The organism is Zeimonas sediminis (assembly GCF_023721795.1).
GTDB lineage: Bacteria > Pseudomonadota > Gammaproteobacteria > Burkholderiales > Burkholderiaceae_E > Zeimonas > Zeimonas sediminis.
The window spans coordinates 1,806,496-1,831,223 of record NZ_JAMQYE010000001.1; the positions used below are offsets into that span (position 1 = coordinate 1,806,496).

Annotated in this window: 21 protein-coding genes; 11 read left to right on the forward strand and 10 right to left on the reverse strand. The window is 73.4% G+C overall.

Going from position 1 to position 24,728, the window contains the following annotated elements; translation table 11 throughout:
* Positions 1–19 precede the first annotated feature (19 nt).
* The 4 genes from hpaD to M6I34_RS08440 all read right to left on the reverse strand — a co-directional run bounded on the left by hpaD (position 20) and on the right by M6I34_RS08440 (position 4,117).
* A complete protein-coding gene (gene hpaD / locus M6I34_RS08425; RefSeq protein WP_272485249.1) occupies positions 20–868 on the reverse strand; it encodes a 3,4-dihydroxyphenylacetate 2,3-dioxygenase in 849 nt (282 codons plus the stop codon).
* 258 nt (positions 869–1,126) lie between these two features.
* Positions 1,127–2,728 carry a 5-carboxymethyl-2-hydroxymuconate semialdehyde dehydrogenase gene (gene hpaE, locus M6I34_RS08430; RefSeq protein ID WP_272485250.1) on the reverse strand — a complete coding sequence of 534 codons (1,602 nt, stop codon included), beginning with the start codon at positions 2,726–2,728 and terminating at the stop codon, positions 1,127–1,129.
* The gene (locus M6I34_RS08435; protein ID WP_272485251.1) at positions 2,725–3,132 is read right to left on the reverse strand and encodes a 5-carboxymethyl-2-hydroxymuconate Delta-isomerase; all 408 of its coding nucleotides are present in this window, start codon (positions 3,130–3,132) and stop codon (positions 2,725–2,727) included. The genes hpaE and M6I34_RS08435 overlap by 4 nt, the downstream gene beginning before the upstream one ends.
* Before the next feature lie 82 nt (positions 3,133–3,214).
* Positions 3,215–4,117, reverse strand: coding sequence for a diacylglycerol/lipid kinase family protein (locus M6I34_RS08440; RefSeq protein WP_272485252.1), 903 nt, complete (start codon positions 4,115–4,117; stop codon positions 3,215–3,217).
* A 155-nt stretch (positions 4,118–4,272) separates the two neighbouring features.
* Here M6I34_RS08440 and M6I34_RS08445 point away from each other — a divergent pair, with 155 nt between their 5' ends.
* From M6I34_RS08445 to M6I34_RS08455, 3 genes are all read left to right on the forward strand, one after another.
* A complete protein-coding gene (locus M6I34_RS08445; RefSeq protein ID WP_272485253.1) occupies positions 4,273–5,175 on the forward strand; it encodes a fumarylacetoacetate hydrolase family protein in 903 nt (300 codons plus the stop codon).
* Positions 5,162–5,617: a homoprotocatechuate degradation operon regulator HpaR gene (hpaR, locus tag M6I34_RS08450; RefSeq protein ID WP_272485254.1), complete on the forward strand. Its 456-nt coding sequence runs from the start codon at positions 5,162–5,164 to the stop codon at positions 5,615–5,617. Before M6I34_RS08445 ends, hpaR begins: the two co-directional genes overlap by 14 nt.
* A gap of 129 nt (positions 5,618–5,746) precedes the next feature.
* Complete coding sequence (locus tag M6I34_RS08455) at positions 5,747–6,334, forward strand: Uma2 family endonuclease (protein WP_272485255.1); 588 nt, start codon at positions 5,747–5,749, stop codon at positions 6,332–6,334.
* A gap of 96 nt (positions 6,335–6,430) precedes the next feature.
* On the opposite strand, the gene xerD is transcribed toward M6I34_RS08455, so the two are convergent.
* Complete coding sequence (gene xerD / locus M6I34_RS08460) at positions 6,431–7,354, reverse strand: site-specific tyrosine recombinase XerD (protein ID WP_272485256.1); 924 nt, start codon at positions 7,352–7,354, stop codon at positions 6,431–6,433.
* Positions 7,355–7,359: 5 nt separating this feature from the next.
* Positions 7,360–8,007, reverse strand: coding sequence for a chalcone isomerase family protein (locus M6I34_RS08465; protein WP_272485257.1), 648 nt, complete (start codon positions 8,005–8,007; stop codon positions 7,360–7,362).
* 91 nt (positions 8,008–8,098) lie between these two features.
* On the opposite strand from M6I34_RS08465, the gene M6I34_RS08470 reads away from it, so the two are divergent.
* Entirely contained in the window at positions 8,099–9,016 is a 918-nt protein-coding gene (locus tag M6I34_RS08470) for an AEC family transporter (RefSeq protein WP_272485258.1), read from the forward strand.
* On the opposite strand, the gene queG is transcribed toward M6I34_RS08470, so the two are convergent.
* Positions 8,955–10,079, reverse strand: coding sequence for a tRNA epoxyqueuosine(34) reductase QueG (gene queG / locus M6I34_RS08475; RefSeq protein ID WP_272485259.1), 1,125 nt, complete (start codon positions 10,077–10,079; stop codon positions 8,955–8,957). The genes M6I34_RS08470 and queG overlap by 62 nt on opposite strands.
* Before the next feature lie 27 nt (positions 10,080–10,106).
* Between queG and tsaE the strand changes: the two genes are divergently transcribed.
* Together tsaE and M6I34_RS08485 are read left to right on the forward strand one after the other, a co-directional pair.
* On the forward strand, positions 10,107–10,649 hold the full coding sequence (gene tsaE, locus M6I34_RS08480) for a tRNA (adenosine(37)-N6)-threonylcarbamoyltransferase complex ATPase subunit type 1 TsaE (RefSeq protein WP_272485260.1): 543 nt from the start codon (positions 10,107–10,109) through the stop codon (positions 10,647–10,649).
* Positions 10,580–12,034 carry an N-acetylmuramoyl-L-alanine amidase gene (locus M6I34_RS08485; RefSeq protein WP_272485261.1) on the forward strand — a complete coding sequence of 485 codons (1,455 nt, stop codon included), beginning with the start codon at positions 10,580–10,582 and terminating at the stop codon, positions 12,032–12,034. The genes tsaE and M6I34_RS08485 overlap by 70 nt, the downstream gene beginning before the upstream one ends.
* 44 nt (positions 12,035–12,078) lie before the next feature.
* Here M6I34_RS08485 and M6I34_RS08490 read toward each other — a convergent pair whose 3' ends face one another.
* On the reverse strand, positions 12,079–12,759 hold the full coding sequence (locus M6I34_RS08490) for a winged helix-turn-helix domain-containing protein (RefSeq protein ID WP_272485262.1): 681 nt from the start codon (positions 12,757–12,759) through the stop codon (positions 12,079–12,081).
* Between the two features lie 203 nt (positions 12,760–12,962).
* Between M6I34_RS08490 and mutL the strand changes: the two genes are divergently transcribed.
* From mutL to M6I34_RS08515, 5 genes are all read left to right on the forward strand, one after another.
* On the forward strand, positions 12,963–14,900 hold the full coding sequence (gene mutL, locus M6I34_RS08495; protein ID WP_272485263.1) for a DNA mismatch repair endonuclease MutL: 1,938 nt from the start codon (positions 12,963–12,965) through the stop codon (positions 14,898–14,900).
* The gene (gene miaA / locus M6I34_RS08500; RefSeq protein WP_272485264.1) at positions 14,897–15,853 is read left to right on the forward strand and encodes a tRNA (adenosine(37)-N6)-dimethylallyltransferase MiaA; all 957 of its coding nucleotides are present in this window, start codon (positions 14,897–14,899) and stop codon (positions 15,851–15,853) included. Before mutL ends, miaA begins: the two co-directional genes overlap by 4 nt.
* A gap of 114 nt (positions 15,854–15,967) precedes the next feature.
* Positions 15,968–16,957, forward strand: coding sequence for a phosphogluconate dehydrogenase (NAD(+)-dependent, decarboxylating) (gene gnd, locus M6I34_RS08505; protein ID WP_272485265.1), 990 nt, complete (start codon positions 15,968–15,970; stop codon positions 16,955–16,957).
* A gap of 26 nt (positions 16,958–16,983) precedes the next feature.
* On the forward strand, positions 16,984–17,514 hold the full coding sequence (locus tag M6I34_RS08510; RefSeq protein WP_418953544.1) for a gluconokinase: 531 nt from the start codon (positions 16,984–16,986) through the stop codon (positions 17,512–17,514).
* 35 nt (positions 17,515–17,549) lie between these two features.
* Positions 17,550–19,112: a BCCT family transporter gene (locus M6I34_RS08515; protein WP_272485267.1), complete on the forward strand. Its 1,563-nt coding sequence runs from the start codon at positions 17,550–17,552 to the stop codon at positions 19,110–19,112.
* Here the strand turns inward: M6I34_RS08515 and M6I34_RS08520 are convergent.
* Both M6I34_RS08520 and M6I34_RS08525 read right to left on the reverse strand, forming a co-directional pair.
* Entirely contained in the window at positions 19,097–22,882 is a 3,786-nt protein-coding gene (locus M6I34_RS08520) for a translocation/assembly module TamB domain-containing protein (protein WP_272485268.1), read from the reverse strand. The genes M6I34_RS08515 and M6I34_RS08520 overlap by 16 nt on opposite strands.
* Positions 22,882–24,651, reverse strand: a complete 1,770-nt coding sequence (locus M6I34_RS08525) for an autotransporter assembly complex protein TamA (protein ID WP_272485269.1) — start codon at positions 24,649–24,651, stop codon at positions 22,882–22,884. Before M6I34_RS08525 ends, M6I34_RS08520 begins: the two co-directional genes overlap by 1 nt.
* Positions 24,652–24,728 lie beyond the last annotated feature (77 nt).

Here is a 24,728-nt window from a genome sequence, read left to right on the forward strand (position 1 = left end):
CGCCCGGGGCCGAGCGGGCTCAGACCGGGAAGACCGCGTTGATCTGGCCGGTGCCCGAGCTCGCGAAGTACGGCGTGACGATCTCGACCGGCTTGTCGTAGGCGTCCCAGCCCAGCGCGCCGAGCAGCATCGCGGTGTCGTGCATGTCGCCCTCGCCGCAGCAGCGCACCGCGTACTCGGGGAGCATCTTCACGAAGGTCTTCCAGTCGCCGCGCTGCCACAGCTCGACCACGCGCAGGTCGACCTGCCGGAAGAACTCGTCGCTGATCTGGTGAATCGATTCTTCGGGGCTGCCGTTGTCGTTGAAGCGGTGCGACAGCGAGCCGCTGGCGAAGACCGCCACCGTGCCGTCGTAGCGCTCCTCGATCGCGCGGCGCACCGCCTCGCCGAAACGGCGGCTGTCCTCCAGCTTGTGCCAGTCGCACCAGCCGGCCACCGACACCACCTTGAAGTGCCGGTCGGCGTTCATGTAGCGCATCGGCACCAGCGTGCCGTACTCCAGGTCCAGCGTGGTGTCCCAGTGCGCGCGCGTGCCCACCCCCATCCCGGTCGCCACCTCGGCGATCGCCTGGCCGAGCCCGGTGTTGCCCGGGTAGTCGTAGGGCATGTTCTTGATGAAGTGTGGCAGCTCGTTGCTGGTGTACACCCCCTGGAAGCGCGGCGCGCAGTTCACGTGGTAGCCGGCGTTCACGAGCCAGTGCACGTCGAACACCACGATCGTGTCCACGCCCAGCACCCGGCAGCGCCGGCCGATCTCGCGATGGCCTTCGATCGCAGCCTCGCGGCAGCCGTGGTGCGGCCCCGGGAGTTCCGACAGATACATGGAGGGCACGTGAGTGATCTTGGCCGCCAGCGCGAGCTTGCCCATGGAATCACCTCGTCCGGAGAATGTGCGTGGCGACGACCTTGCCTGCGAGCGGGCGGGGTTCTCCGCCTCCGGGCATTTGGCAAGCCGAGCGCTTCGGAAGGGAGCGCGGGAAAAGGCGCGCAGCCTGTCTGAGCCCGCGAAGCGGGCGAGTTCTGCGCGCCCCCGCGCGTACGACGAAGGCGAGGGAAGCCCCGCGAAGCGGGGCCGCAGCCTCATGCCCGGAGGCGGAGAACCCCGCCCGCTCGCCCGCGCACGACATCAGCTCACGCCCATTTTCTGGATCGCGTGATTCCCCAGCGCAAGCGCCACGTTCTTGGTCTCCATGTAGAAGTCGAAGCTGTAGTCGCCGCCATCGCGCCCGATGCCGCTGGCCTTCATGCCGCCGAAGGGCGTGGGGAGGTGCCGCACGTTCTCGGAGTTCACCCAGATCATGCCGGCGTCGAGCGCGAGCGCAACGCGATTGGCGCGGCCGACGTCGTTGGTCCACAGGTAGCCGGCCAGGCCGTAGCGGATGTCGTTGGCGATCGCGACGGCCTCGGCTTCGTCGTCGAAGGGGATGACGGTGAGCACCGGGCCGAAGATCTCCTCCTGCGCGATGCGCATCGAGGCGCGGGCATTCGTGAACAGCGTGGGCTGGACCCACTGGCCGCCGGCGGGGAGATCGGCCCGCGCCGCGGGCGCGCCGCCGACCGCCACGGTGGCGCCGTCCTGGCGCGCGATCGCGGCGTAGGACAGCACCTTCTCGCAATGGCGCGCATGGATCAGCGGCCCGACCTCGGTGGCCGGGTCGAGCGGGTGGCCGACCCGGATCTTCTTCACGCGCTCGGCCAGCCTCGCGGTGAATTCGTCGTGGATGCCCCGCTGCACCAGCAGCCGGCTCGACGAGGTGCAGCGCTCGCCGTTCAGGCTGTAGATCATGAACACGACCGCGTCGAGCGCGCGGTCGAGGTCGGCGTCGTCGAAGACGATGACCGGGTTCTTGCCGCCGAGCTCGAGGTGCACGCGCTTCAGCGTGGGCGCTCCCTGGGCCATGATCAGGCTGCCGGTGCGCGACTCGCCGATGAACGCGACGGCATTGATCGCCTCGTGCTCGGTCAGCGCGCGGCCGGTGGTCTCGCCGATGCCGTTGACCAGGTTCGCGACGCCGTCGGGCAGGCCCGCCTCGGACATGATCTCGGCCAGCAGCCGGGCGGTGAGCGGGCTCCACTCGGCCGGCTTGTGGACGACTGTGCAGCCGGCGGCGAGCGCCGGCGCGATCTTCCAGGTCGACAGCATGAACGGCGTGTTCCACGGCGTGATCACGCCGACCGGCCCGATCGGCTGGCGCGTCGTGTAGTTGACGTGGGTGTCGGTGGGCAACGACAGGCCGTTCGAGGCATCGGGCGCGCGATCGGCGAAGAAGCGGTAGTTCTCGGCGCCGCGCAGCGCGGCCTTGCTCATGAATCGCCAGGCCTGGCCGGTGTCCATGCACTCGACCAGCGCGATCTCGTCGGCGCGCCGCTCGATCAGGTCGGCGATCCGGTGCAGGATGCGTCGGCGCTCGGAGCCCTTCAGCTTCCTCCAGGTGCCGAACGCGTCGCGGGCGGCCTCGCAGGCGGCGGCGACCTCTTCGGGCGTTCCGCTCGCCACCTCGCCGAGCGAGCGGCCGTCGACCGGCGAAACGTTGTCGAAGGTTTCGCCGCTGCCGGTCACGGCCTTGCCCGCGATGAAGTGTCCGAGCGGCTCCGCGCGGAACCGCGCCAGAAAGGCTTCGGCCTTCTTCAGCTGCGCTTCCAGCCCGGTACCGCCCGCTCCGCTTCCGGCGCCGGCCGCCCCGGTCGGGCTCCCCTTGCCGGTCTTGCCGGCGGCACTCGCGCTCATGGCCTCTCCCTGCCCGCCTGGCGGGCCTTCACGTAGTCGTGCAGGTTGTTGTGCTTGAAGCTTAGCTGCGGATCGGATTCGCGAAGCTCCAGCGTGAGGCCGAGCGGCGCGTCGGCGAACAGCGCCCGCGTGTGGGCGACCAGCGCGTCGAAGACCGCCCTGGCGGCGCGCTGCCTGGTTTCCAGGTCGCGCCCGGCGCCGATGTCCATGGTCACGTGCACGAAGCCGTTGTCCGGGTGCCCGTCGGCGATCCGGTAGTGCTCACGCTCGGCGGCCCGGGTGCGCGTGCCGCCGACCGGGAACACCCCGGTGGCGAGCGCGGCCTCGTGCAGGCGACCGACCAGGGCGGGCGGATCGAGCCGCTCCCGGATGTTGGCCGAGTATTCGACGACGATGTGCGGCATTCCGCCTCCTCATGTTTCCTGGCCGGGGGCCGCCGGCGCGGGCCCGCTACTTTCCCGGGCGGGCCCCGAATTACTTAACATGTTAAACGTAAGGCGCGCCTGCCGCCACCCTGAGCGCACCGGGCAGCACCCTGGCGGCCAGCGACGAGAACTCGCCGAGCGGCTCGCCGTCGGCAGCCACCGGAATCGGCGAGTCCGCCTCGATCGCCAGTTCGGCGAAGCGCAGCGCGCGCACCTCCGGATGCCCGAGATGCCGACCCAGGAGCAGCCGAGGCAGCATCGCCAGGGCGCCGAGCCGGCCGAAGCGACCCGCCAGGACCAGGTCCAGCGCGCCGTCGCGAACGTCCGCGTGCGGCGCAATCGGCATGCCTGCGCCGTAGGTCGGCGTATTCAGACAGGCGGCGAACAGGGCCTCGCCATCGTGGAACCGGCGCCCGTCGACCGTCAGGCGCATCCGGTGCGGCCGCAGCGCGGCGAGTTCGGCCAGCGTGGCGGCGAGGTAGCGCGGCATGCCGCCAAGCCAGGCGGGCGAGCCGGCTGCGCGGCTTGCGACCGCCGCGTCGAAGCCGACCGACAGGCTGGACGCGAAGTGCGCGGTGCCGAAGGGCGTTCGCACCTCGCCCAGGTCGCAGGCAGTCGCGGGCGCGCCGAGCGCATGCTCCAGCGCCTTCTCAAGGCCCTGCCCGGACACGCCGATCGCCCTCGCGAAGTCGTTGCCGCTCCCCGTCGGGACCAGCCCCAGCTCGAGGCCACGCTCGACCAGCACCGGCAGCATCCGGTGGACGGTGCCGTCGCCCCCGGCCAGCACCACGCGGCTGCCGGCGGGAAGCGCGGCGGCGCGGGCCCGCGCCTCGGCCAGCCCGGCGACCAGCATCGGGGTTTCCGCCGAATGCCGCGCGAGGCACGCGGCGACCCGGTCGCGCAGGCGCCCTGCCCGGCCGCCGGCGGCGCTCGGGTTGACGACGACGATCGCGGAAGCGGGCATGACCGGCGCTGGTGAACGGAAGGCCCGGCGACGATAGCAGGAGGCGCCGCGAAACGGCCAGACCGGGAGCGAACGGGCCAGGCCGGGAGCGAACCGGCCGACTCGCGCGACACCGCGCTGGAACGGCGGCCGCTAACTAGTTAACATGCGAAACGATGAGACTGGTCAGCTTCGAACACTCCGGACGCGCAACCTTCGGCGCCGTGGTCGGCGCCGGCTCGACCTGGTCGCCCGATGCGGCCGTCGTCGACCTGGGCGCGCGCCTGTCCTGCCCCGACCTGCGCGCGCTGCTGGCGGCCGGCGAGCCGGCGCTCGCGCAGGCCCGCGACCTGGCCGAGCGCGCCGCCGCGAGCCCCGGTTCGGCCGACCTGGCAGCGTCCGACGTCGTTCTGTCCCGGCCGATCCCCTTCCCCGAGAAGATCGTCTGCGTGGGCGTGAACTACGCCGAGCGCAACGAGGAGTACAAGGACGCCAGCGAGCGTCCGAAGTACCCGAGCCTGTTCATGCGAGCGCCCGACTCGCTGGTCGCGCACGGCGCGAGCATCCTGCGCCCGCCGGAGTCCGAACAGCTCGACTACGAGGGCGAGATCGCGATCGTGATCGGCAAGGCCGGCCGGCGCATCCCGGCAGAGCGCGCGCGCGAGCACGTTGCCGGGCTCACGATCATGAACGAGGGCACGATCCGCGACTGGCTGCGCCACGGCAAGTTCAACGTCACGCAGGGCAAGAACTTCGCCGCCAGCGGCGCGATCGGGCCGTGGATCGTCACCGGGGACGAATGCCCGGCCTTCGACGACATGACCTTGTCCACCCGGGTCAACGGCGAGGTCCGCCAGCACGACAGCACGCGCCGGATGATGTTTCCGCTCGCCGAGCTGGTCCGCTACATCTCGACCTTCATGGTGCTGAAACCCGGCGACGTGATCGCCACCGGCACGCCGACCGGCGCCGGCGCGCGCTTCGATCCGCCCAGGTGGCTGGTGCCGGGCGACACGGTCGAGGTCGAGGTGCCCGGCATCGGGGTGCTGCGCAACACGGTCGACGATGAGTTCGCCTGAGCTGCGCGACTTCTCGCGCTCGCTGCCGATGCTGCTGCTGCGCAGCCACCAGGCGGTGATGGCCGAGTTCCGGCCGATCCTGCGCGAGCACGGCATCACCGAGACCCAGTGGCGGGTGCTGCGGGCGCTGACCACCGACGATTCGCTGCGCGCGAGCCGGCTGGCCGCGCTCACGCTGATCAGCGGCCCCAGCCTGACCCGCATCCTGAAGGCGCTCGACGAGCGGGGGCTGATCGCGAGGCGCGTCGAGGCCGGCGACCTGCGCGCCGCCCGCATCTCGATCACCGCCGCCGGACGGCGACTGATCGCCAGGGTGGCCCCGCACTCCGAGGCGCGCTACCGCTCGATAGGCGAGCGGATCGGCCCGACCCGGATGGACCAGCTCTACGCGCTGCTCGGGGAGTTGCCGGAGCGGCTCCGCAAGCGTCGGCCCAAGGGCTGAGGCTCCGGGCCTGACGGCCTGCCTCCTCCCGAAAGGCCTGCCCCCTCGGCCGAACGGCCCACGGTCTTCTGGCCGATGGCGGCCCGCGCTAGACTGGCGCAGCATGTCTCCGACAAGGATCCGCCCGACATGAACGCGGTCATCGAGCCCTCGCGGCACAAGCTGTCGATCGACGATTACATGCGCCTCGGCGAGGCAGGTGTCCTTGCGCCCGACGACCGCGTCGAGCTGATCGAAGGAGACCTGATCGACATGCCCCCGATCGGAACCGGCCACATGTCGGTCGCCAACCGTCTCAACCGGCTCCTGGTCCGGCGCGCCGGCGACGACGCGATCGTTTCGGTGGCGCACCCGATGCGCCTGCCGCCCTGGTCGATGCCGCAGCCGGACTTCATGCTGCTCGAACCCCGGCCCGACGATTACGCGTCGGCCCACCCCGGCGCGGCCGACGTGCTGCTCGCGATCGAGGTCGCCGACTCGTCGCTTCGCTACGACCGGGACACCAAGGCGCGGCTGTACGCCGGCCACGGCGTCGCCGAGTACTGGATCGTCGAGGTCGGCGCCCGTCGCCTGCATCGCTTCCGCGGGCCGCGGCCGGGCGAGGCGGGCTGGGCCTCGTCGGAAACGCTGGAGGCGCCGTTCGCGGTGGCGCCGCAGGCCTTGCCCGGACTGGTGCTGCACTCGGAAGAGATCTGGCCGGAAGGCCTCGCCGGCTGAGTGTCCAGGCCGCTCGTCACGTCGTCGACGGCCAGGCGCCGCGCCGATCGGAACGCCCCGTCGGTCTCACCACACGGAAACGAAGCTGCGCTGCGCTCAGCCGCGCGGATGGTGCCTGGCGTGCAAGGCCTTCAGTCGCTCTCGCGCCACGTGCGTGTAGATCTGAGTGGTGGAGATGTCCGCGTGGCCGAGCAGCATCTGCACCACCCGCAGGTCCGCGCCGTGGTTCAGCAGGTGCGTGGCGAAGGCGTGCCGCAGCACGTGCGGAGACAGCGGCGCGTGGATGCCCGCGGCGACCGCGTGGCGCTTGACCAGCGTCCAGAACATCTGCCGGGTCATCGGCCCGCCCAGCCTCGTCACGAACACCGCGTCGCTGGGCCGCGCGCCGAGCAGCTCGCGCCTGCCCTCGCGCAGCCAGCGCTCGATCCAGGCTCGCGCCTCCTCGCCGAGCGGCACCAGCCGCTCCTTGTCGCCCTTGCCGACGATTCGCACCACGCCCTCGTTCAGCCCGACCTCGACGGTTCGCAGGCCGACCAGCTCGGAGACCCGCAGGCCGGTCGCATAGAGCGTCTCGAGCATCGCGCGGTCGCGCTGGCCGAGCGGCGTGGCCGTGTCCGGCGCCGCCAGCAGCGCCTCGACCTGCTGCTCCGAGAGCGTCTTCGGAAAGCGCGGCGCCTGCCTGGCCGAGCGGATCTGCAGCGTCGGGTCGTCGCCGCGTCGCCCCTCGCGAACCAGCCAGCGGTAGAAGCGCCGGAACACGGTCAGCCGGCGATTCGCGCTGGTCGCCTTCGAGCCAGGGTGGCGCGCGGCGATGTAGCGCTGCAGCTCGCCGGCGCCGGCCTCGGCGAGCGCCGGGCCGCCTTCCCGCTCCAGCCAGCCGGCGTACAGCGTCAGGTCGCGGCGGTAGGCGTCCAGCGTGTTGCGCGCCAGGCCGTCCTCGAGCCAGAGCGCCTCGCAGAAGGCGTCGACGAGCTGCCGGCTCCCGACTGCTTGCTGCGGTTCGTCGGCGGGGCGCGGCATCGCGGTCAGTCGGCGCGGGCTCCGGCGCCGCCCGGCCCGGCGCCGGCCGCACCGCCTTGTTCCTGCACCGGAAGGCCGAGCAGGCCCTGTCGCAGGCCGGCGTCGATCGGCTGCTCGCCGACGAAGGCGCGCAGCAGCGCGTCGCGGAACAGCAGGCCGGCGATCGGCTCGCCGACCGCCATGCCGTTGAAGGACACCCGCGTGCTGCCGCCGGCCAGGTCCAGGACCAGCGTGTCGCCCTTCTGCGTGGGGCCGATCGCCCGAAGCGCGGCGACGAAGGCCTGGATCTGGGCGTCGATCGAAGCGAGCAGGATCGGATCGTGGTTCGCGCGCAGCGCGTCGAGGATTCCGCGCGCGATCCGGTCGATCGACACGTCGGCCAGCAGCGTGATCGCCAGCCGCCTGGGCCCGGGGTCGGCGATCAGCGCCTGCGCGCTTCGCATCGGCGACGGCGCGTAGAGCGCCGCGACCCAGGTCTTCACGATGTAGACCTCGCGCAGCCCGAGCCCGTTGAGCGCGAGCGGCACGCCACCGACCTCGACCCTGTCGTCGAAGCCGACGCCCTCGATCTCGGCGGCGAATCCGCGCGCGGGCGCGGCCGCCCAAAGCGACAGGCAGGTCGCGACCGCGAGGGCGATGAATCCGACTCTCATCCAGAAGACTCCGTTCCCGGACCGGGTCGATGCCGTTCCCGGACCGGGTCGAAGGATACACGCGCCGCCAGCCGCTACACTCTGCCCGCCGATGAACACGATCACCCTTCTCTTCCCCGACCTCGCGCTGATCGCGATCGGGCAACTGCTGTTCCGCGCAGGCATCTGGGGCCGGGGCTTCTGGCAGGAGCTCGAGAAGATGATCTATTTCCTGCTGTTCCCGGCGCTGCTGTTCAACACGATCCTGCGGACCAACCTGGGGTCGGCCGGCGCGCTGCCGGCGCTTTCGGTGGTGATGGGCGCGATCGCGGTCGGGATCTTCCTCGGCTTCCTGGCGAGGCCGGTGCTGAGGCCGGTTCCGGTGCAGTTCGCGTCCGGCGTGCAGTGCGCGTTCCGGTTCAACTCCTACATCCTGCTCGCGCTGTCGCAGCGCTTCGCCGGCGAGCCCGGCCTGGCGCTGGCGGCGATCATCATGGGCGCCGCGGTGCCGATCCTGAACGTGGCCGCGGTATGGCCGCTCGCGCGCAACGTGGGCAGCGGGCTGGCGCGCGAGCTGGCGCGCAACCCGCTGATCCTCGCGACGATCGCGGGGCTGGCCGGCAACCTGGCAGGCCTGTCGCTGCCCGAGCCGATCTCGGCCACGATCGGCCGGCTCGGCAGCGCGTCGCTCGCGCTGGGGCTGCTGGCCGCGGGCGCGGGCCTGCGGCTGGAGCGATCGCCGAGCTCGGATGCGGCCTCGCGCGCGAGCGCGATCAAGCTCGCGGCATGGTTCACCACGGTCAAGCTGGTCGCGATGCCGGCGACCGCGTTGGCGCTGTCGACCGCGTTCGGGCTCCCTCCGCTCGCCCAGCAGATCGCGGTGATGTACTCGACGATGCCGACCGCCCCGGCCGCCTACATCCTGGCGAGCCGCATGGGCGGCGACGGGCCCTTCGTGGCAATGCTGGTCACCGTGTCGATGCTGGCCTCGCTGGTCGCGATGCCGTTCTGGACCGGGCTGGTTCGCTGAGCTGGGCCAGCGCCCAGCCGACGTGCTCGCGCACCAGCGCCGAAGGGTCGTCGACGCGCGACAGCAGCGCCTGCCGCGCCGCATCGATCGCGGCCTCGTCGCCGCTCGCGTTGCCCAGCGCCACCGCGAGGTTGCGCAGCCAGCGCTCGTGGCCGATGCGCCGGATCGGCGAGCCGGCCAGCCTCGCGTCGAAGTCGCCGGCGCTCCACGCGAACAGCTCGGCCAGGCTCGCCGCGTCCAGCCCGTTGCGAGGCGCGAAGTCGGGCAGCGTTGCGGGACGGGCGAAACGGTTCCACGGACAGGCGAGCTGGCAGTCGTCACAGCCGTAGATCCGGTTGCCGATCGGCGCGCGCAGCGGCTCGGGAATTGCCCCCTTCAGCTCGATCGTCAGGTAGGAGATGCAGCGCCGCGCATCGAGCCGGTACGGGGCGACGATCGCGCCGGTCGGGCAGGCCTCGATGCAGCGCTCGCAGCTGCCGCAGTGATCGGCCTGCGGGTCGTCGGCCGGCAGGGCCAGGTCGGTGTACAGCGTGCCGATGAAGAAGGTCGAGCCGCGCTTCGGATGGATCAGCAGCGTGTGCTTGCCGCGCCAGCCCAGTCCGGCCCGGCGCGCCAACTCGACCTCCATGACCGGCGCCGAGTCGCAGAACACCCGGTGGCCGAAGGGGCCGACCGCGGCGGCGATGCGCTCGGCGAGCTTCTGCAGCCGGGATCGCACGACCTTGTGATAGTCGCGGCCCAGCGCGTAGCGCGACACGCAGGCGCGCTCGGGCGAGGCGAGCGTGCGCCACGCGCGCTCGATCCAGTCGGGGTCGTCGGGCGCGTAGTCGAGCGTGACCATGATCGCGCTGACCGTGCCGGGCACCAGTTCGGCCGGTCGCGCCCGGGCCATGCCGTGGCGGGCCATATAATCCATCTCGCCGTGCCAGCCGGCCGAGAGCCAGGCCTGCAGCCCGCCTTCGACCGACGACAGGTCGACGCCGGCCACGCCGAGCGACGCGAAGCCCAGCTCGGCGGCCCACTGCCGCAGCGTTGCGGTTTCCAGATCCGGCGTCGACGACATGACCCGAACATTCTACGGGGCGCACCGATGCCCGCCGAAGCCATCCCAGACCCCGAATCCCTGAGCCTGAAACTGGCCGACGAGGCCGCCACCGCGAGGCTGGCCCAGGCGATCGCCGGCGCGCTGCGTGCCGGCACCACGATCCACCTGTCGGGCGACCTGGGCAGCGGCAAGACCGCGTTCACCCGCGCGCTGCTGAGGTTCCTCGGCCACACCGGCCGCGCGAAAAGTCCCACCTTTTCGCTGCTCGAACCTTATAATCTATCGAGCTTCGACCTCTATCATTTTGATTTTTATAGGCTCTCTTCCGAACGGGCTTGGCTGGATGCAGGCTTCGACGAATATCTCGACGGGCGTGGCGTGGTCGTCATCGAATGGCCAGAGATGGCCGGCGACACGCTGCCCGCGCCCGACCTGCTGCTGCGGATCCGCTGCGATCCGACGGCGGGGGCCGACGCGCGCCTCGTCGAGGCGGTGGGACGCGGGCCGAGGGGTCGCGAATGCCTGAACGCGATTCGCGCCGCCGGCTTCTGCGGGCCGGATTCAGGGCTGGCAGCGGCGCCGCGCTGAGCCGCGCGGTGGCGGCCGCGCTGGCCGCGCTGGGCGCGCCGGCCGCGCGCGCCACGACGATCGTCGCGGTCAGGGTATGGCCGGCGCGCGACTACACCCGCGTCACGCTGGAGCTCGACGCGCCGCTTAGATCGACGCACCTGCTGCTGTCGGATCCGCCGCGGCTGGTCGTCGACCTGGAAGGCCTGGAGATCGACCTCGCGCTGCGCGAACTGATCGCGAAGGTGCAGCCCGACGATCCGTACATCGCGCAGGTGCGGATCGGCCAGAATCGGCCGCGGGTCGCGCGCGTCGTCTTCGACCTGAAGTCCGAGGTCGATCCGCAGCTGTTCACGCTGCCGCCGATCGGCGAATACCGGCATCGGCTGGTGCTGGACCTCTACCCGGCGGTTCCCCACGACCCGCTCGCGGCGCTGCTCGAGCAGATGAGGCCGCCCGGCGGCCCGGCCATGCCGGCGCCCGCCGCGCGGGATCCGCTCGCCGCGCTGCTCGGCGGGCACTTGCCGGGCAAGTCGGCCGTGGACGAAGTCCCGCGGGTGCCGGCGCCCGCGCCCGGAGCCGAGGCTCCGGCGCCCTCGGGCGAGGCCGGCGCCGCCGCGTCGCGGCACGGACCGGCTAAGTCGCGCGCGCCCGGGCGCTCGGGCGGGCAGGCAGCGCCGGCGGCCGGCGAGCCGCGGCGGCTGGTCACGATCGCGATCGACGCCGGCCACGGCGGCGAGGACCCCGGCGCGATCGGGCGCGCCGGCACCCGCGAAAAGGACGTCGTGCTGAGGATCGCGCAGCTGCTGCGCGAGCGGATACAGGCCGACCCCGAGATGCGGCCCTACATGACCCGCGACGGCGACTACTTCGTTCCGCTGGCCACGCGGGTCGCCAAGGCGCGGCGCGTGCAGGCCGACCTGCTCGTGTCGATCCACGCCGACGCGTTCGTGAGGCCCACCGCGCGCGGCGCGTCGGTCTACGTGCTGTCCGAGCGCGGCGCCACCAGCTCGGCGGCGAGTTGGCTGGCCAGCCGCGAGAACGCGTCCGACCTGATCGGCGGCGTGAACCTGAACGCCCGCAACGCGGAGGTCAGGCAAGTGCTGCTCGACCTGTCCACGAGCGCCCAGATCCAGGCTTCCAGCCTGATCGGCCAGCGGGTGCTGGGCGAACTCGGCGAGGTCGGCCAGCTGCACAAGCCGCGAATCGAGCAGGCGGGCTTCGCGGTGCTTAAGGCCCCGGACATTCCGTCGATCCTGGTCGAGACCGCCTTCATCAGCAACCCGCACGAAGAGCGCAGGCTGCGGGACCGCCGCTACCAGGCGCAGATCGCCGACGCGATCTACCGCGGGATCAAGGCCTGGATACGCAGCCATCCGCCGGCCTCGCGCGGCCGGCTGGTCTGAACGAAACGCCCCGGCAGCGGCCCCGGGCGGGTCCGACAAAGGGCTCAGGCGGCCTCGACGGGCTGCTCCAGCCGGTAGCCGACGCCTCGCACCGTGCTGATCCGCGCGCCGGTTCCGGCGAGCTTGCCGCGCAGCCGCGACACGTAGACCTCGATCGCATTGGGCGCGAGCCGCTCGTCCCAGCCGGCGATCGCCCGCAGCAGCCTGTCCTTGGTGACCGCCGCACCCGCGTGCAACACGAGGAACTCCAGGATCGACCACTCGCGCGGAGTGAGGTCGATCGGCACTGAGCCGTGCCTGACCTCGCGCCGCCGGCTGTCGACGACCAGTTCGCCGCACACGACGACGTCCGAGCGCAGCACGCCCCCCTGCCGGCGCAGCAGGGCCTGGCAGCGCGCGACCAGCTCGCGCGGATCGACCGGGCGCACCAGGTGGTCGTCGGCGCCGGCCTCGATCGCGGCGAGCCGCGTGTCGACCGCGTCGAGCGCGCTGACCGTGACCACGCCGAGGCGCACCCGCCGCTCGCGCAGGCTGCGCAGCCAGGCGATCTCGTCGTCCGCCGACCCGACCAGGTCGACGACGATCGCGTCGAAGTGCCCACCGCGCAGCGCCTCGTCGGCCGCCGCGGTCGACGCGGCCGCCTCGACCTGATGGCCGGCCATCCGCAGGGGTTCGGCGAGCGGACCGAGGCCCGACTCGTCGCGGCTGATCGCGAGTATCTTCATCTGCGACTCCGGCCGTTTGCGGCCGGCCGACTGTGGAGCGCCGCGCCGCACGCCCCGGGTTGACCAGACTACGAGGCCGATGCTACGCGGGGCCGCGGCGGCGATCGCTGACATCGGTCAAGTGCATGCACGGATGCGGCGGCCGCCGCGTGCGGATGCGGCACCCACCGAGCGCGGATGCGTCGCCTACCTATAATCGCGCCATGAATTCCCCGCTGCCGCGGCGCCCGATCGCGCCGCTTCCCGACCGCCTGATCAGCCAGATTGCCGCCGGCGAGGTCGTCGAGCGGCCGGCCTCGGTCGTCAAGGAACTGCTGGAGAACGCGATCGACGCCGGCGCGACGCGGATCTCTTTGCGGATCGAGGAGGGCGGCGTTCGCCGCATCGTGGTCTCCGACGACGGCGCTGGCATCCCCGAGACCGAGCTGCCGCTGGCCCCGCGGCGGCACGCGACCAGCAAGATCGCTTCGCTCGAGGAGCTCGAGCGGGTGGCCACGCTGGGCTTTCGCGGCGAGGCGCTCGCCTCGATCGCCTCGGTGGCCCGGCTGGTGATCACGAGCCGGACCGCCGAGGCCGGACATGCCAGCCGCCTCGACGCCGACAGCGGGAAGATCGAGCCGGCCGCCGGCACTCGCGGCACCACGATCGAGGTGCTCGACCTGTACGCGGCCACGCCGGCCCGGCGCAAGTTCCTCAAGACGCCCGCCACCGAAGCGGCGCACTGCCTGGAGGCGCTGCGCCGGGTCGCGCTGGCGCACCCGGACATCGCCTTCGAAGCGATCAACGACGGCCGCGCCGCCGACCCGATGCCCGCCACCGGCTGGCGCGAGCGCGCGCTGGCGGGGCTTGGCGACGAGTACCGGAGCGCCCACCGGGTCGTCGACGCCGAGGCCGGGGGGTTGCGACTGCAGGGGGTGCTGGGCGCGCCCACGCTGAACCGGGCCCGCGCGGACCGCCAGTTCCTCTACGTCAACGGCCGCTTCGTGCGCGACCGCCTGCTCGGCTACGCGGCCAGGCAGGCCTACGCCGACATGATGCACGGCGACCGGCACGCGGCCTGGGTGCTCTACCTGTGGCTTGACCCGTCGCTGGTCGACGCGAACGTGCACCCGGCCAAGACCGAGGTGCGCTTTCGCGACGCGTCGGCCGTGCGCTCCTTCGTGTTCCACGCGGTCCAGGACGCGCTGCGCGAGGCGCACCGCGCGACCGGGGCCGAGGCCGAGCCTGGGGAGCGCGCCGGGGGCAGCTGGCCGGCCCCGGCCCCCGCCGCGGCCGCAGCGCCGGGCTTCGAGGCCTTCCGGTTCGCCGCGCGGGGCGGCGCGATCGGCTCCCGGCTCACCGCCGCCGACGTGAGCCGCAGCCTCGCCTTCCACGCGCCCGGGCCCGGCGGCGGTTTCCTGGACATGCTGGCCCGCGACGGCGCGGCGCCCGGGGCCGGCCCGTCCCCGTCGACCGGCACGGACCGGCTCGCCGGCCGCGACGCCGCTCTGCCGAGCGCGCACGACGAAGCACGGGCGGCCGCCATGCCCGACGACGCGCAAGGGGGGCCCGCCGGCATCCCGCCGCTCGGCTACGCGATCGCGCAGCTGCACGGCCTGTACGTGCTCGCCCAGAACGCAGCCGGCCTGGTCGTCGTCGACATGCACGCCGCGCACGAGCGGATCGTCTACGAGCGCCTGAAGTCGGCCGTCTCCGAAACGGGCCTGTCGCAGCAGCCGCTGCTGATCCCGGCCACCTTTCGTGCCGATCCGCTCGACGTGCGGGCGGTCGAGGACGAGCAGGACGCGATCGCCCGGCTCGGGCTGGAGATCACCGCGATGGGTCCCGACGTGCTGGCGGTGCGCGCGGTGCCGGCCGAGCTGGCCCGCGGCGACGTGGTCGGCCTGGCGCGATCGGTGATCGCCGAACTGCGCGAGTACGGCGCCTCGGCGGCACTGGCCGCGCGCCGCGACCAGTTGCTCGCCACGATGGCCTGCCACGCCGCGGTGCGCGCGAACCGGCGGCTGGGCCTCGACGAGATGAACGCGCTGCTGCGCGACATCGAGCGCACGCCGGCCGCCGACCAGTGCAACCACGGCCGGCCGACCTGGGTGCAGGTCGGCATCGACGAGCTCGACCGCCTGTTCCTGCGCGGCCGATGACCGCCGGCGACGCCCCGGTGGTGATGCTGCTCGGGCCGACCGCCTCGGGCAAGACGGCGGCCGCGCTGGAGATCGCCTCGCGGCTGCCGGTCGAGATCGTGTCGGTCGACTCGGCGCTGGTCTACCGCGGCATGGACATCGGCACCGCCAAGCCGAGCGCCGAGGAAAGGCGCCGGGTGCCGCACCACCTGATCGACCTGATCGAGCCCACCGAGAGCTACTCGGCGGCGCGCTTCGTGGCCGACGCCCGGGCCGCGATCGCGGCGATCCGCGACCGCGGCCGGCTGCCGCTGCTGGTCGGCGGCACGATGCTCTACGCGAAGGCCTTCGCCGAGGGCCTGCACGCGCTGCCGCAGGGCGACCCCGCCCTGCGCGACCGGATCGAGGACGAGGCCCGCGCGCTCGGCTGGCCGGCGCTGCACGCGCGACTCGCGGCGATCGACCCGCGCACCGCCTCGCGGCTCGCGCCGAACGACGCGCAGCGGATCCAGCGCGCGCTCGAGATCGCCGAGCTGACCGGCGTGCCGATGTCGGAGTGGCTCGAGCGACAGCGCCCGGCCGAGGGCCCCGGGCAGGCGATCGCGACGATCGCGCTGGAGCCCTCTTCGCGCGCGGCGCTGCACGAGCGCATCGCGCAGCGCTTCGAGGCGATGATCGCCGCCGGCTTCGTCGACGAGGTTCGACGGCTGCGGGCGCGCGGCGACCTGCACGCGGGGCTGCCGTCGATGCGCTGCGTCGGCTACCGGCAGCTGTGGCAGTGGTGCGATGCCGGCGAGCCGGGCGGCGAAGCCTGGCGCCAGACTGTGGCCGCCGGCATCGCCGCGACGCGCCAGCTCGCCAAGCGCCAGCTGACCTGGCTGCGCGCGATGCCCGGCCGCACGACGGTCGACTGCCTGGCCGCGAATGCCGCCGCGCAGGCGCTGGAAGCGATGCGCCGCGCGGTCGGCGCCTGACCGAGGGGCGCCCCCGGGCCGTTTCGCCGAAGCGCGCCCGGCGCGCCGCGCGCGAGCCGACGATAATCGCGAAAACGCGTCAGCACACGAGGCACCCGCAAAGGACGGACGGCAATGAGCGAAACGACCCACACGGCCGCGACGGCGGCCGGCGACTCCACCGCAGGCCCGGCGCCGATCGCGATGATCGGACTGGGCAGGATGGGCGGCAACATGGCGCGGCGCCTCGCGCGGGCGGGCATCGCGGTCGAAGGCTTCGACCCGCAGGCCGCGAGCCGCGACGCGCTGGCCGGCGAGCCGAGCCTGCGCCTGCACGGCTCGCTCGCCGACGCGGTGGCCGCGCTGCCCGCGCCGCGCGCGATCTGGCTGATGCTGCCGGCCGGCGAGATCACCGAGACCGCGCTGGCCGAGCTGCGCGGCCTGCTGTCGGCCGGCGACCTGGTCGTCGACGGCGGCAACGCGAACTACCTCGACTCGCAGCGCCGCGCCGCCGACATGGCGGCCGCCGGCATCGCCTTCGCCGACTGCGGCGTGTCGGGCGGCGTGTGGGGGCTCGAGAACGGCTACTGCCTGATGTTCGGCGCGGACGACGCCCGGGTCGCCGAACGCGTGGCCGGCTATGCCCGCGCGCTCGCCCCGGCGCCCGATCGCGGCTGGCTGCACTGCGGCCCCGCCGGCGCCGGCCACTTCACCAAGATGATCCACAACGGCATCGAGTACGGGATGATGCAGGCGATCGCTGAAGGCTTCGCGCTGCTCGAAGGCCGCGCGGACATGAAGCTCGACCTGGGCGCGATCGCCGAGCTGTGGCGGCACGGCAGCGTCGTGCGCTCCTGGCTGCTGGACCTGACCGCCGACGCGCTTCGCGAGCCCGGCGCGATCGGCTCGGTCGCCCCGCTGGTGCCCGACTCGGGCGAGGGTCGCTGGACCGTCGACGAGGCGGTGCGGCAGGGCACGCCGGCCCCGGTGATCGCGATGGCGCTGATGAGCCGCTTCGACTCGCAGGGCCGCGCCGATACCGGCAACCGCCTGCTCGCGCTGATGCGCAAGGGTTTCGGCGGCCACGCGGTGACCGCGGCCTCGGCCACGAAGGCGCAGCCGTGAGCGGGCCGGTCGACGCGATCGTCGTGATGGGCGTGTCGGGCTGCGGCAAGTCGACCGTGGGCGGCGCGCTCGCGCAGGCGCTGGGCTGGCGCTTCGCCGACGGCGACGACTTCCACCCGCCGGCCAACGTCGAGAAGATGCGCGCCGGGATCCCGCTCGACGACGCAGACCGGGCGCCGTGGCTGGCGCGGCTCAACGCGATGATGCGGGAATCGGTGGCCGCCGGCCGGCCGGTGGTGCTCGCCTGCTCGGCGTTGCGCCAGCGCTATCGCGACACGCTGGCCGCCGGCCTGCCCGGGCTGCGCTTCGTTCACCTGTCGGGCAGCGCCGAGCTGATCGGCGCGCGGCTGGCCGCGCGCCGGCACCGCTACATGCCGCCGGCGCTGCTGGCGAGCCAGTTCGCGACGCTCGAGCCGCCGCGCGATGCGCTGACGCTCGACGTCGGCGAGGCGGTGGACGCGCTGGTCGCGGCGATCGTCGCCGGCCTTCGCCCGGAGGCGGGCGCCGGGCCCGCCGGCGCGCCGGGCGCGGGCGAGCGGGCGGCGCCCCCTCGATAGCGACTCCGACCGGCACCCGACAAGGAAACGACACGATGCTGCGCAACCTCGCCTACGTCCTGATCGCCGGCTTCGTGGGCTGGGCGCTCGCCGCGCCGAAGCACTTCGAGGGCGTGGCCGGCGCGGCCCTCGCCTTCACCACGCAGAAGTTCAGCTGGTTCTACCTGTGGACGGTCTTCGCGCTGGTCGTCGCCAGCCTGGTTCTCGCCTTCGGCCGCTACGGCAGCATCAGGCTGGGCGACGACGACGAGGAGCCGGCCTTCTCGCGCATGTCGTGGTTCTCGATGCTGTTCGCCGCCGGCATGGGCATCGGCCTGGTGTTCTGGGGCGTCGCCGAGCCGCTCTCCCACTACGTGGCCCCGCCGCCCGGCATCGCGGCGAAGACGCCGGAAGCGGCGAACGCGGCGATGCGCTACGCCTTCTTCCACTGGGGCGCGCACCCCTGGGCGGTCTACAGCGTGGTGGCGCTCGCAATCGCGTTCTTCCAGTTCCGGCGCAAGCTGCCGATCACGATCGGCGCGACGATGTCGGGGCTGCCCGACCGCATGCAGGGCCGCTGGGTGCACGCGGTCGACCTGCTCGCGGTGCTCGCGACCGCCTTCGGCGTGGCGACCTCGCTGGGCCTGGGCGCGCTGCAGATCAACAGCGGCCTGGCGCGGGTCTTCGGGCTGCCGGTCGGGGTCGCCTCGCAGATCGGCATCATCGCGGTCACCACCGCGATCTTCCTGGCGTCGTCCGCCTCGGGCCTCGAGCGCGGCATCAAGTGGCTGTCGAACACCAACCTGATCCTCGCCGGGCTGCTCGCGCTGTTCGTGCTGCTGGTCGGGCCGACTGCCGCGATCCTCGACACCTTCACGACCACGCTCGGGCGCTACCTGTCGGAGTTCGTGCAGATGAGCCTGAGGCTCACGCCCTTCCGCGCCGAGTCCACCTGGGTCGGCGGCTGGACGGTCTTCTACTGGGCCTGGTGGATATCGTGGTCGCCGTTCGTGGGCCTGTTCATCGCCCGGGTTTCGCGCGGGCGCACGATCCGCGAGTTCGTGATCGGCACGATGCTCGTCCCCAGCCTCGCCGGCTTCGCCTGGTTCTCGGTCTTCGGCGGCACGGCCCTGCACGTCGAGATCTTCGAGGGCGTGGCGCTTTCCGAAGCCGCGGGGCAGAACGCCGCGACCGCGCTGTTCGCGCTGTTCGACACCCTGCCCGCGTCGCTGCTGCTGTCCGTCGTCGCGACGATCCTGGTGCTGGTGTTCTTCGTCACCTCGGGCGACTCCGCGACCTTCGTGCTCGGCATGCTCAGCGACCGGGGCAATCCCGACCCGTCGCTTCGGATCAAGCTCTCTTGGGGAATCCTGGTGGCACTGATCGCGGCCGCGCTGCTGGTCGGCGGCGGGCTGAAGGCGCTGCAGACGGCGGCCATCGTGATGGCCTTGCCCTTCGCGCTCGTGATCCTGCTGATGCTGGCTTCGCTGCTGCGCGCGCTGCGCGACGAGGCCGACCGGCTCGAGCGCGAGGAGCGCGCGATGCGCCGGCGGATCCGCGACCAGGCCCGGGCGGCCGAAGGCCAGGCCGCCGCGCCCGGCGCTCAATCGAAGGAATAGAAGTACAGCAGGTCGATCGCGGTGTCGGTGCCGGTCTGCGCGCGCACCGACAGCCGGCGCGTGATGTCGTACTGGAAGCGCAGCAGGCTCCAGATGCCGCGCAGGCCCTGCTCGTAAGTGACCATCATCCGCGAGCCGAAGCGCTTGCCCATCGCGATCACGTCCTGGGTCGCGCCGGTGGTCGGCGTGCTGCCGGTGCCCGCCTGGCCGGGAAAGCTCGCGCCGAAGTTCGCGTCGAAGCCGCTCGCCGCGGCGTTGCGGACGGTCAGCACGTCCAGGCCCAGCGTGCGCTGGATGTCCGACACCAGGCCGTCGCCGCCGCGGCCGAACAGGGTCGCCGCGGCCGCCTGCAGCGCGGCGACCTGGCCGCCGGTTCGGGCATCCTCGGGCCCCACGCCGAGCACCAGCCACGACAGCTTCTGGGCGTCGGGCACGTCGGGCTCCGAAACGAGCCGGACCCGCGGCGAAAGCGCGGTGCCGGTGACCGCCACGCCGGCCTCGACCGCGGGGCCTCGCCGCATCGCGACGATGTCCAGCACCGGGTTGTCCAGCGGGCCGTTGAAGATCACCCGCCCGCGGGCGATCTCGAGCTTCTGCCCGTAGGCGGTGTAGGTGCCGTCCCGGATGCGCACGGTGCCGGTGGCGCGCGGCGCGTCCGGCAGCGTTCCGGTCAGCCGCAGCGTGCCCGAGAGCCGGGCGTCGATGCCGCTGCCGCGCACGCGGATCCGCTCGCCCAGGTCGACCTCGAGGTCGGCGCCCAGGCGCAGCGGCGAACCGGCCTGCCCGGCGGCGTCCTTTCCGGCCGGCGGCGCCGAGGCATCGACGATCTCGACGTCGTCGGGCAGAGACGGCGCCTCGCCGCCGCGCAACTCGATCAGGCCTTCGTCGGCGCGGATCTCGCCGGTCCAGCGCAGCGACGCGGCCTCGCTGACGATCAGCGTGTCGCCGGACAGAACGATCCGCTGGCCTGGACCGATCGGCACCGGCAGCCGCTCGGCGAGCAGCCGGAAGCGTCCTTCCATGCCTTGCAGGGAAAGCGCACCGCGCAGGGTGACCGATCCCTCGCCCGAGGCCAGCCGCAGCGTCTCGACCTCGAGCGTGTCGCCGTCGAAGCGCGCGTCGAGCACGCCGTCCGAAAAGCGCCAGCCAAGCCGGCGCTGCACCATCGCCAGCTGCCGCCCGGAGAGCTTGCCGGCCAGCCTGGGCTCGCGCAGCGTGCCCGACAGTTCCGCGTCCACCGCCAGCCGGCCGGCCACCGCCCACTCGGGCCCGATCGCCCGGTTGGCCACGGCCAGCGAGGGCAGCACCAGGTCGACCTTGCCGGAAAGCCGGCCCCGGTCCAGCGCCAGCCGCGCCTGCCCGTCGGCATCGAGCCGCTCCGAGGTCGACACCTTCAGCTCGAGCTCGCCGTCGAGGTCGTCGATCGAGCTGCCGGCGAGCCGCCAGGCGGCGCCCACGCGCACCTCGTCGATCGCCGCGGCGTCGGCCGGAATCAGCCCCAGGCGCTCTGCCCAGCGCGACACCGGCAGCGCCCGCGCCTCGCCGACGGATTCGAAGCGGCCGTCGCGCAGCTCGACGCGCGCAAGGTCGAGCCGCCCGCCGTCTGCCTGCAGCGTGCCCGGCCCGGCCTCGACGCGCCCGGGCTCGACGGTGAGCGGCATCGACGCCGCCAGGCCGACGCCCAGCGGCGCCTCGGTCGCCAGCCGGTCGACGGCGCCGCGCCAGCGCCAGGCCGGCGCGCCGGGCAGCTCCAGGCCGCCCGACGCCGACAGCGAGCCGGCGACACGGGTGGCGCCGGCGCGGCCGCCGGCGAGCGCGAGCTCGGCGCGGTGGCTGCCGAGGCTGCCCTCGATGCGCGCGCGCGCCCTCTCGAGCGTGAACGCGGGATGGCGCAGCCGCTGCGCATCGATGCGGACCGCGATGCGCGAGCGCTCCAGCGCCGATGCGTCGAGCGCCGGGACGGACAGCTGGCCCTCGGCGACCAGGGAGCCGTCGATGCCCAGCCCGGAAGGCAGCATCGGGTCGACCGCGGCCAGCGAAGGCAGGCGCACGCTGAAGCCAAGCTGGTCGCCGGCGCGACCGGCGTCGCCGGAGAGCTCGGCGCGCAGCACGCCGAGCGACACGCTCAACGCGATGCCGGACAGTCGATCGGCCTCGACCCGGCCTCGCCAGTCGATCCGCAGCGGCCGGCCGTCGAGGCGCCCGTCGGCCAGCCTGAGCCGGGATTCGAGCGCGAGCGCCGGCGCCACCTCGCCGGTGGCCGACCATTCGCCCGAGAGGCCGCTCAGCGCGGCCGCCTGCGCGGGCAGTTCGAGTCCTGCGATCGCCGCCAGTCGCGCGGGTTCCAGCGCGTCGAAACGCCCGGCCAGGTCGACCTGCCAGGGGGCCTGCCAGCGGGCGCTGCCGGCGGCTTCGATCGAACCCGACGGTGTTCGCAGCTTCAGCGACGCGATCCGCAGCTGCTCGCCCTGCAGACTGGCCGAGCCGGCGAGCCCGACGCCGCCTCGCCGGGCGTCGGCCAGATCGAACTCGATCGCATCGGCGTCCAGCGAGAGCGTGCCGCTCAGCCGTGTGGACCAGGCCTGCCGGTGCAGCGCCGAGAGGTCGAGCTCGCGCAGGCTCAGCCTTGCTTGCGCGGCCGGCAGTTCCAGCCCGAACAGCCTGCGGGTCACGGTCGTGTCGATCCGCAGCTCGCCGGCCAGCTTGCCGGCGTCGACCTTCAGCGCGTCGAGCGCCAGCCGGCCGCGATCCCAGTGCAGGCCCGTCACCAGGTTCGAGAAAGGCAGCGCGCCTGCGTCGATCGGCCCGGCGAGCGCGTTGCGCAGCGCGATCCGCCCCCGCCATGCGGGCGCCGCCGGCCCGGCGCCGTCGACGGCCTCCAGCATCGCGCCCCCGCTCAGCCGGGCCCTCGGGACCGGCAGCCCGATCGCGTCGGGCTCGAAGCCATCGAGCGCCATCGCCAGCGCCCCCAGCGGCAGCGGCTCGAAAGGCCTGATCGTGGCCTGCGCGGTGGCCCAGGCCGACGGCGCTCCAGGCTCGCCGATGCCGGGCTGGCCGGCCGGGGCGAGCATGCGCACGCGCGCCTCCAGCGCCGCGAGCGGCCCGGACAGGTCCAGGAGCAGCCGCGGCAGCTTCGGGTACGCGGCGATCGCCGGGTCGATGCGCGCTGCCAGCTCGACGGCGAAGGGCGCAGCCGCCGCCACCCGCGCCTCGGCGTCCACGGCCGCCCAGCCGTCGACCCTGCCGGCCAGGCTCGGCACCTGGAGGCCGCGTTGGTCGAGCCGCAGCGAGGCGCGCAGTTCGCGCAGCGCCGGCGCCTCGAAGCCCTCGCCGCGCACCCGGATCTCTCGGACCTCGAGCGCATCGATGCCGACCGCGAGCGGCAGCGCGACGCGCTCGGGCAGCGCAGGCGGCCCGCCGCCGCCGTTGCCGCCAGCGAGCGCGACGTCCACCCGCGCCGCGCCCAGCTCGCGCAGGCGCAACTCGCCTGCCAGCAGCCGCTCGGGCCGCCAGGCCAGCCGCAGGTCCTCGATCGCGACCTGCAGGCGGGCGTCGCGCCACTCGACCCGCGACACGGTCACGCCGCCGATCAGCGAGCCGCGCACCTCGCCGGCGCTCAGGGCCCCTCCGGTCGCCTGCGAGGCGTGCGCGAGCGCCCAGCGCACGAAGGACGCGGTCTGCCCGACCCACCAGGCGCCCGCCGCCGCCGCGAGCAGCAGCAGGGCCAGAAGCCCCGCCGCGAGCCGGCCGATCACCCTGCCCGCCCGCATCAGAACGCGTACCCGACCGAGAGGTGGAAGCGGAACCGGCGGCTCTGGTCGGCCCAGGCCAGGTACAGGTTCACCGGCCCGACCGGCGAGCGCCAGCCCACGCCCACGCCGGTGCCCCAGGCCGGTTCCCAGTCGCCCCAGCTGTCGACCGCGTTGCCGACGTCGACGAAGGCCGCGCCGTACCAGTCGCGCGCCAGCGGGTGCTGGTACTCGAGACTGCCGAGCGCCATGACCCGGCCGCCGACGATCGCGCCGCCCTCGGGCACGCCCAGCGACAGGTAGGAGTAGCCGCGCACCGTGTGCGTGCCGCCGGTGCGGAAGAGGTTCTCGGTCGGAATGCCCTCGCGCGACGACGCGAAGACCTCGCCGGCCTCGACCAGGCCGACGAGCAGGCCGCCGTCGAAGGCCGAGTCCTCGGGCATCGGCCAGAAGCGCATCGCGCGCGCCCAGGCCCGCACGAAGCTTCGGTCGCTGAGCAGTTCGCGGGCGCCGCCTGAGACCTGGGCGCTGATCGTGTAGCCGCTGCGTGGATCGACCTGCGAGTCGACCCGGCGCAGGTTCCAGCTGTAGCCGAGCGTCAGCGCCTCGCGCCGGTCCGTCTCGGGATCCAGCGGCACCGTGCGCTGTTCGGTCTGGTACTGCAGCGACACGAAGTGGTCGATCTCCTCGCCCCGCTTGCCGCGCCCGACCAGCAGGGTCTGCCGGTCGGTCAGCTCGCCCTGGACCTCGAGCCGCTCGACGCGCGCGCCGACCTGGTCGAAGTAGCCGTCCTCGCGCTGCGGCGTGCGCACCGACGCGAAGGCGCGCCGGCGGACGTCCTGCCAGAGCAGTCCCGACTCGAGCTGCAGGTTCCGGCCGAACAGGTCGCGGTGCTCGTAGCCGACCAGCGCGCGCGGCCCCTCGTCGGAGCTGTAGCCCATGCCCAGCGTGACGCGCTTGCGCCGCCGCTCGCGCAGCACCGCCACGATCGGCACCTGCTCGAGCGACGGATCGGCCTCGACCGCGGCCAGGTCGGGCAGCACGTCGGCGCCGAAGAAGTAGCCCGAGCCGCGCAGCCTGGCCTGGAACAGCAGCAGTTCGTCGAAGTCGTAGGGGTCGCCCGCGCGGCCGGGGCCCGCTTCGTGCCAGGGCTTCAGCGCGTCGACGATCGAGCGGTCGTAGCGCTCGAGCCCGCGCACCTCGAGCGGACCGAAGGGCAGCCGCGGGCCCGCCTCGATCGCGAGCGACAGGCTGGCAGCGGTGGCCTGCACGTCGACCTGGGCGCGGCTGTCGGCGACCTTCGCGCGCACGAAACCGCGCTGCTGCAGCATCTCGAGCATCAGCCGCTTGCCCTGCTCCCACACGCTCGGCCGGAAGAAGCTGCCCTCGGGCAGCGGCCAGCTGTCGCGCAGCGCCTCGCGCAGGTCCTCGACCCCGTCCAGCCCGGCGAAGCCCAGGTCGAGCCGCGACACGGTCGTCCGGGCCCCGGCATCGACGACGATCGTCACCGTGGGCAGCGGCGCGCCGGCCGGCGGCGGCTCGGGCGCCAGCACTGCGGCAGGCTCGGCCGCCTCCGGCGGGTCGACCTTCACCTCGACCTGCGCCGAGAAGTATCCGGCGTCGCGGACGATCGCGGCGGCCTCCTCGCGGCCGCGTATCACGAACAGCGGCAGCTGCTCGCGCTCGAAGCCCTTCTCGGCGACCCAGCGCCCCAGGAGGGTGCGCTCGCGGATCGGCCCGACGAGCTCTGCGGGCGCCTCGATCTCGAGCCGGTAGTTCCCGGCGCGCACCGTCGGCTCCCGCCCGGCAGCCGGCTCGCCCGGCGCGTCTGGCGCCAGTTCCTGTGCGCCGGCCGGCAGACCCATGA

Coding starts and splice junctions, on each gene's coding strand:
- xerD (WP_272485256.1), bottom strand. CDS start 7,354: ATGCCGCGCCCCGCCGACGAACCGCAGCAAGCAGTCGGGAGCCGGCAG.
- hpaE (WP_272485250.1), bottom strand. CDS start 2,728: ATGAGCGCGAGTGCCGCCGGCAAGACCGGCAAGGGGAGCCCGACCGGG.
- M6I34_RS08435 (WP_272485251.1), bottom strand. CDS start 3,132: ATGCCGCACATCGTCGTCGAATACTCGGCCAACATCCGGGAGCGGCTC.
- M6I34_RS08490 (WP_272485262.1), bottom strand. CDS start 12,759: ATGAAGATACTCGCGATCAGCCGCGACGAGTCGGGCCTCGGTCCGCTC.
- M6I34_RS08455 (WP_272485255.1), top strand. CDS start 5,747: ATGAACGCGGTCATCGAGCCCTCGCGGCACAAGCTGTCGATCGACGAT.
- M6I34_RS08465 (WP_272485257.1), bottom strand. CDS start 8,007: ATGAGAGTCGGATTCATCGCCCTCGCGGTCGCGACCTGCCTGTCGCTT.
- queG (WP_272485259.1), bottom strand. CDS start 10,079: ATGTCGTCGACGCCGGATCTGGAAACCGCAACGCTGCGGCAGTGGGCC.
- M6I34_RS08445 (WP_272485253.1), top strand. CDS start 4,273: ATGAGACTGGTCAGCTTCGAACACTCCGGACGCGCAACCTTCGGCGCC.
- M6I34_RS08515 (WP_272485267.1), top strand. CDS start 17,550: ATGCTGCGCAACCTCGCCTACGTCCTGATCGCCGGCTTCGTGGGCTGG.
- M6I34_RS08520 (WP_272485268.1), bottom strand. CDS start 22,882: ATGCGGGCGGGCAGGGTGATCGGCCGGCTCGCGGCGGGGCTTCTGGCC.
- miaA (WP_272485264.1), top strand. CDS start 14,897: ATGACCGCCGGCGACGCCCCGGTGGTGATGCTGCTCGGGCCGACCGCC.
- hpaR (WP_272485254.1), top strand. CDS start 5,162: ATGAGTTCGCCTGAGCTGCGCGACTTCTCGCGCTCGCTGCCGATGCTG.
- M6I34_RS08485 (WP_272485261.1), top strand. CDS start 10,580: ATGCCTGAACGCGATTCGCGCCGCCGGCTTCTGCGGGCCGGATTCAGG.
- M6I34_RS08440 (WP_272485252.1), bottom strand. CDS start 4,117: ATGCCCGCTTCCGCGATCGTCGTCGTCAACCCGAGCGCCGCCGGCGGC.
- hpaD (WP_272485249.1), bottom strand. CDS start 868: ATGGGCAAGCTCGCGCTGGCGGCCAAGATCACTCACGTGCCCTCCATG.
- mutL (WP_272485263.1), top strand. CDS start 12,963: ATGAATTCCCCGCTGCCGCGGCGCCCGATCGCGCCGCTTCCCGACCGC.
- M6I34_RS08510 (WP_418953544.1), top strand. CDS start 16,984: ATGGGCGTGTCGGGCTGCGGCAAGTCGACCGTGGGCGGCGCGCTCGCG.
- gnd (WP_272485265.1), top strand. CDS start 15,968: ATGAGCGAAACGACCCACACGGCCGCGACGGCGGCCGGCGACTCCACC.
- M6I34_RS08470 (WP_272485258.1), top strand. CDS start 8,099: ATGAACACGATCACCCTTCTCTTCCCCGACCTCGCGCTGATCGCGATC.
- tsaE (WP_272485260.1), top strand. CDS start 10,107: ATGCCCGCCGAAGCCATCCCAGACCCCGAATCCCTGAGCCTGAAACTG.